Origin of the sequence: Delftia sp. ZNC0008 (genome assembly GCF_000799035.1) — a bacterium.
GTDB classification, from domain to species: Bacteria; Pseudomonadota; Gammaproteobacteria; order Burkholderiales; family Burkholderiaceae_C; genus Comamonas; species Comamonas tsuruhatensis.
In genome coordinates this window covers 1-5602 of record NZ_JTKZ01000907.1, presented here as the reverse complement: position 1 = coordinate 5602, position 5602 = coordinate 1, and the positions used below count along the sequence as shown (strand labels likewise).

The window sequence follows — 5602 nt, the reverse complement described above, 5'->3', positions numbered from 1 at the left end:
GTCTTGGGAATCTGCTTTTGCCTAAGCCGGGGTTTGCCGGCTGTTAGGACGTCCTAGGAAGACAGGTCCGCGCCCGCCTCCTCGGTGCCCGCCTGCCAGCTGGGCGCGGCGGTGACGATGGCCTCGCGCAGGAACTGCTGGAAGGCGCGGGCCGCCATGGTGGGCTGGCGGTCGGGCATGCGCACCAGGTACATGGCATTGCCCAGGCCGGAGAACACCACCTGGTCCAGCACGGCCACCAGGGTGCCGCCGGCCAGCGCGGCCGAGGTCACGTAGTCCGGGAGCAGGGCCAGGCCCAGGCCGTCCAGCACGGCGTCGTACAGCAGGCGGTAGTCGCCCGATTGCAGCGAGGGCAGCACATCGAGGGCAGCGGCGACGCCATCGTCGCCGCTACCGGCCAGCCAGGCCAGCCTGCCGCCCATGGCCAGCGGCAGGATGAGGCGGGCCTGCAGCAGGTCGGCAGGCGCGCGCAGGGGCCGGCCCAGCGACTGCTCCAGCGCCTGCAGGCAGGCGGGCGTGGCCACGAAGTTCCAGCGCACATCGCACAGCCGTGTGGCCACCAGATCATCCAGCGGCGCGGAGGTGATCTGCACCGCCAGATCGACCTTGGAGGCCACGAGGTCGGCCATCTGGTCGTTGATCAGCAGGCGCAGGCGGATGTCGGGATGCTCGCGGCAAAAGCCCAGGATCAGCGGCTTGAGATAGAAATGCCCGAAGCCGGTGGGCACGCGCACGCCCACCTCGCCGCTCACGGTGGAGCGCAACTGGTGGATGGCATCGCGGGCGCGCTGCAGCTCCTCCATCATGGCCAGGCAGCGCCGGTACAGCAGCTGGCCAGCCTGGGTGAGCTCCACATTGCGCGTGGTGCGGCGCAGCAGCTGCGCGCCCATCTCGGTCTCCAGCGCACGCAGCCGGCGCGAGACGTTGGAGCGCGTCATGCCGCCGCGCTCGGCCGCCCGCGTGAGGCTTTTGGCCTCGGCGATGTCGATGAAGACGCGGCACAGGTTCAGGTCCATCTCGGCATTCTTTGCAGGGCCGGGGCCGGCCATTGTTGATCGGGAGTCACCAGGCCTGGCCTGCTGGCGAGGATTGTGGCGCCAGCCCTGCCTCCCTAGCATGGAGGAAACCATGGCGAAAGGCCGCAGACCGTGAACCAAGAAGCTTTGCAAACCGCGCCGCCGGCGCCCCTGGCGCACTACCGTGTGCTCGATCTGAGCCAGGGCGTGGCCGGCCCCTACTGCACCCACCTGCTGTCGCGCCAGGGCGCCGAGGTGATCAAGGTCGATCCGCCCGAAGGCGACTGGGCGCGCCACGTGGGCATCTCGCGCGATGGGCACAGCAGCCTGTCGGCCACCTACAACGCGGGCAAGCGCAGCATTGCCGTCGATGCGCGCCAGGCCCAGGGGCGCGCGCTGCTGCTGCGGCTGGCGCGCGAGGCCGACATCGTGGTGCAGAACTTCCGCCCCCAGGTCGTGCAGCGCATGGGCGTGGACTACGACAGCCTGCGCGCGGCCGGCCTGGACCCGGTGTACGTCTCCATCAGCGGCTACGGACCCACGGGGCCGTATGCCGACCGGCCCGCCACCGACTCCGTCATGCAGGCCGACACGGGACTGATGACCAGCAACCGCGACGCGCAGGGCCAGCCCCAGCGCGTGGGCCTGCTGCTGGCCGACATCGCGGCCGGTGTCTACGCCGCACAGGCCTGCACGGCGGCCCTGCTGGGCAAGGCGCGCAGCGGGCGCGGGCGCCATGTGGAGCTGAACTTGTTCGAGGTCTGCTGCGCCCTGCAATCCACGGTGCTGGCCGAAGACGCGCTGCGCGGCGGCCTGCCCGCCGAAGGCGTGAGCGCCCCCAACGGCGTGTTCGCCACGGCCGATGGCTTCATCACCGTGCTGGCCCTGAACAACGACCAGTTCGAGCGGCTGTGCCGCGCGCTGGACCTGCCGCACTGGCTGCAGGACGCGCGCTTTGCCTCCAATGCGGGCCGCATGGCCCACCGCCATGTCCTGCATGCCGGGCTGCAGGCCTTGCTGGCGCAGCAGCCGCGCGCCCACTGGGAGCAGCGCCTGGCAGCGCAGGGCGCCCTGCATGCGGGCGTGCGCACGCTGGCCGACGTGGTGGCGCATCCCCAGGCCGTGCACCGCGCATCGTTCGCCACGCTGGCGCAGCCCGGGTTCGGGCCGCTGCTGTATGCGGCTTCACCCTGGCCGGCAGACGCAGCAGCCTGCGGTGCATCCCTTGGCGCCGCGCCGCGCACGGGCGAGCACACGCGCCAGATCCTGGCCGAGGCCGGCTGCACGCCGCAGGAGATGGAGCAATGGATGGCCAGCGGCGTGGTGCACGAGTGCGCGCAGGAGGTCATGGCATGAGCGCTTCCATATCCACGTTCACACCCACCTCTCCGGACACATACCCGGACACCTGCCCGGACACCTCAATGCAGGCCCTGGTCTGCCATCAATTCGGCGCGCCGCACGAGGTGGTCAGCCTGCAGTCCATGGATCGGCCCGGCCAGCCCCTGGGCGCGCACCAGGCGCGGATTGCCGTGGCCTACGCCAACGTCAGCCACGCCACGGGCCTGCTGATCGAGGGCCGCTACCAGCGGCGCCCGCCGCTGCCCTTCGTGCCCGGCACCGAAGGCGTGGGGCGCGTGCTGGAATGCGGCAGCGCGGTGCAGCACCTGCAGCCCGGCGATGCCGTGGCCTTCATTGCCGACTGGGGTGCCTTTGCGCAGGAAACGGTGGTGGATGCGTCCACCGTCTACCGCCTGCCTGCGGGCATGCCCTGGCTGCAGGCCCTGCCCATTGCCCTGTCCTACGGCACGGCCTACACGGCCCTGCACTGGCGCGCGCGCCTGCAGGAAGGCGATGTGGTGCTGGTGCTGGGCGCCGGTTCGGGCGTGGGCGCTGCGGCGGTGGAAGTGGCCCGGCAGACGCCCGGCGTGCAGGTCATCGCCTGCGCCAGCACCGAGGCCAAGCGCGCCGATGCGCTGCGCCGTGGCGCGCACCAGGCAGTCACCCCGCAGGACCTGGCCGCCCAGGTCAAGCAGGCCACGCAGGGCCGGGGCGCCTCCCTGGTCTTCGACCCCGTGGGGGGCGATCTCTTGCTGCAGGCACTGCGCGCGGCCGCGCAGAACGCGCAGCTGCTGAGCGTGGGCTTCGCCAGCGGCGCCATTCCCGCCGTGCCCATGAACCTGGCCCTGGTCAAGAACCTCACGCTGCACGGCTTCTTCTACGGCCGCTACATCGGCTGGACGCCGGCCGATGAGCGCCAGGCCTTCGCGGCGCAGCTGCAGCCCGTCATTGCCACGCTGCTCGACTGGGCGGCCCGGGGATGCATCGATCCCCAGGTCAGCCAGGTCTTCGCCATGCATGAACTGCCGGCTGCGCTGGATGCGCTGCACGGCCGCAATGTGACCGGCAAGCTCGCACTCGCCATTCAAGGAGACAAGGTATGACAACGCAACGCACAGGCCCCGCGCTTTCCCGCCGCACCCTGCTGGGCGCCGCTGCGGCGCTGGCCGCATGGAGAACGGCGGGCGCGCAGCCATCCGCCGGGGCCCAGGGCTATCCCAAGGCGCCCATCCGCGTCGTCGTGCCCTATCCACCCGGCGGGCCTACCGACGTGGTCGGGCGCGTGGTCACCACGCGGCTGGGCGAGGCGCTGGGCCAGCCGCTGGTCGTGGACAACAAGGCCGGCGCCAGCGGCATGGTCGGCGCGGCCCTGGTGGCCAAGGCGCCGGCCGACGGCTACACGCTGCTGGTCAACGCCTCCATCCACGTCATCAACCCCTACGTCTATGCCAGCGCGCCCTACGACGCCTTCCGCGATTTCGAGCCGGTCACGCAGCTGGTCGATGTGCCGCTGGTGCTGGTCGTGGGCAGCCAGCTTCCGGTGCGCAATGTGCAGGAGCTGATCGCCTGGGCCAAGGCCCATCCCGGGCAGGTGAACTTCGGCTCGGCCGGCAATGCCTCGTCACAGCACCTGTCGGGCGAGCTGTTCCGCCTGAAGACCGGCGCGCAGATGCAGCATGTGCCCTACAAGGGCAGCTCGCCGGCCCTGACCGACCTGATGGGCGGGCAGATCCAGCTCATGTTCGACTCCATGCCCTCGGCCATGCCCTTCATCGCCTCGGGCCGGCTGCGTGCGCTGGCCGTCACCTCGGCCAGTCGCTCGCCCTCCCTGCCCGATGTGCCCACCATGGAAGAGGCCGGCATGCCCGGCTTTCGCACCAGCACCTGGTACGGACTGTGGGCGCCGAAGAACACGCCCCAGGACGTGGTGCAGAAACTGTGGACCGAGTCCCGCCGCGTGCTTGCCGAACCCCAGATCGCCGCGCAATACCGCCGCCTGGGCGCCGAGCCCGTGGGCTCCACGCCCGCCGAGTTCGCGCGCTACATCCAGGCCGAGGCCCGCAAGTGGGAAGAGATCGTGAAGGCGTCGGGGGCGCGGGCGGATTGAGGAGGCCGCCGTCAGGCACCAGCCTTGATTCGGCTGGCTGCCTGCCTTCCCAGATCCGCGATAAAGAGGTCAAAGTCTTCATCCGGCACGTCAATGTAGTGACCCGAGGCGACATCCGCCCACCCCCGCATAGCCGCTTGCCGTAGCGTTTCCAGCTTGGTCGCTTGGGTCTGAGCTTCAACGATTCGATGTTGTTGCTGGCTCAGATTCACTGGACGTGTCGACATGACGGGTTCCTCACACCCGCTCGAACACCGCCGCAATCCCCTGGCCGCCGCCTATGCACATGGTCTCCAGCCCATAGCGGCCCTTGCGGCGCTCCAGCTCGTGCAGCAGGGTGGCCAGGATGCGCACGCCGGTGGCGCCTATGGGGTGGCCCAGGGAGATGCCGGAGCCGTTGACGTTGAGCTTGTGGTCTATGGCGCCCTGGTCGTTCCACTCCCAGCCCTTGAGCACGGACAGCACCTGGCAGGCAAAGGCTTCGTTGAGTTCGACCAGGTCCATCTGGTCCAGCGTGAGGTTCAGGCGCGCCAGCAGCTTCTTGACGGCGGGCACGGGGCCTATGCCCATGTGCGAGGGCTCGCAGCCTGCGGCGGCCCAGCCCACCAGGGTGGCCATGGGGGTGAGGCCCAGTTCGGCCAGCCGGTCCTCGGCCACGATCAGGCAGGCGGCGCTGGCGTCATTCTGCTGGCTGGCGTTGCCGGCCGTGACCGTTCCATTGGGCATGAGCACGCGCAGCTTGCCCATGCTGTCGGTGGTGGCGTCGGCGCGAAAGCCTTCGTCGCGCGTGAACAGCACGGGGTCGCCCTTGCGCTGGGGCACCTTGACGGGGACGATCTCGTCGGCGAAGCGGCCCGCCTCCCAGGCGGCGGCGGCGCGCTGGTGGCTGCGCACGGCATAGGCGTCGGCTGCCTCGCGGCTGATGCCGTAGTCGCGCGCCAGGTTCTCGGCGGTCTCGATCATTCCCGAGATCTTGCCGAAGCGCTCCACGGGCTGGGAGCGCTCGCGGCCGCGGTCCAGCCGGTCGTAGAAGCGCACATTGCCCGAGCGCGCGCCCCAGCGCATGTCGGTGCTGTAGTACTCGATGTTGCTCATGCTCTCCACGCCGCCTGCGATCACCACGTCGGCGGCGACGCGG

At 70.3% G+C, this 5602-nt stretch carries 6 protein-coding genes; 3 read left to right on the top strand and 3 right to left on the bottom strand.

Going from position 1 to position 5602, the window contains the following annotated elements; all coding sequences use genetic code 11:
- Positions 1 to 53: 53 nt before the first annotated feature.
- Positions 54 to 1049 carry a LysR family transcriptional regulator gene (locus L995_RS29250; protein ID WP_082001658.1) on the bottom strand — a complete coding sequence of 332 codons (996 nt, stop codon included), beginning with the start codon at positions 1047 to 1049 and terminating at the stop codon, positions 54 to 56.
- Positions 1050 to 1148: 99 nt separating this feature from the next.
- Here L995_RS29250 and L995_RS29245 point away from each other — a divergent pair, with 99 nt between their 5' ends.
- From L995_RS29245 to L995_RS29235, 3 genes are all read left to right on the top strand, one after another.
- Entirely contained in the window at positions 1149 to 2372 is a 1224-nt protein-coding gene (locus L995_RS29245) for a CaiB/BaiF CoA transferase family protein (RefSeq protein ID WP_197065203.1), read from the top strand.
- Positions 2373 to 2440: 68 nt separating this feature from the next.
- Complete coding sequence (locus L995_RS29240) at positions 2441 to 3460, top strand: NADPH:quinone oxidoreductase family protein (protein WP_047474924.1); 1020 nt, start codon at positions 2441 to 2443, stop codon at positions 3458 to 3460.
- Positions 3457 to 4464 (top strand): Bug family tripartite tricarboxylate transporter substrate binding protein, encoded by a 1008-nt coding sequence (locus tag L995_RS29235; protein ID WP_034397674.1) that lies wholly within the window; start codon positions 3457 to 3459, stop codon positions 4462 to 4464. Before L995_RS29240 ends, L995_RS29235 begins: the two co-directional genes overlap by 4 nt.
- Positions 4465 to 4475: 11 nt before the next feature.
- On the opposite strand, the gene L995_RS29230 is transcribed toward L995_RS29235, so the two are convergent.
- Positions 4476 to 4691, bottom strand: a complete 216-nt coding sequence (locus L995_RS29230; RefSeq protein ID WP_047474923.1) for a hypothetical protein — start codon at positions 4689 to 4691, stop codon at positions 4476 to 4478.
- Between the two features lie 10 nt (positions 4692 to 4701).
- The coding region (locus L995_RS29225; protein WP_047474922.1) for an acetyl-CoA C-acyltransferase at positions 4702 to 5602 on the bottom strand (901 nt) is incomplete at its 5' end.

What these genes read in the sequence shown, in the direction of transcription:
- L995_RS29235 (WP_034397674.1), top strand. Translation starts at nt 3,457, where the DNA reads ATGACAACGCAACGCACAGGCCCCGCGCTTTCCCGCCGCACCCTGCTG.
- L995_RS29230 (WP_047474923.1), bottom strand. Translation starts at nt 4,691, where the DNA reads ATGTCGACACGTCCAGTGAATCTGAGCCAGCAACAACATCGAATCGTT.
- L995_RS29250 (WP_082001658.1), bottom strand. Translation starts at nt 1,049, where the DNA reads ATGGCCGGCCCCGGCCCTGCAAAGAATGCCGAGATGGACCTGAACCTG.
- L995_RS29240 (WP_047474924.1), top strand. Translation starts at nt 2,441, where the DNA reads ATGCAGGCCCTGGTCTGCCATCAATTCGGCGCGCCGCACGAGGTGGTC.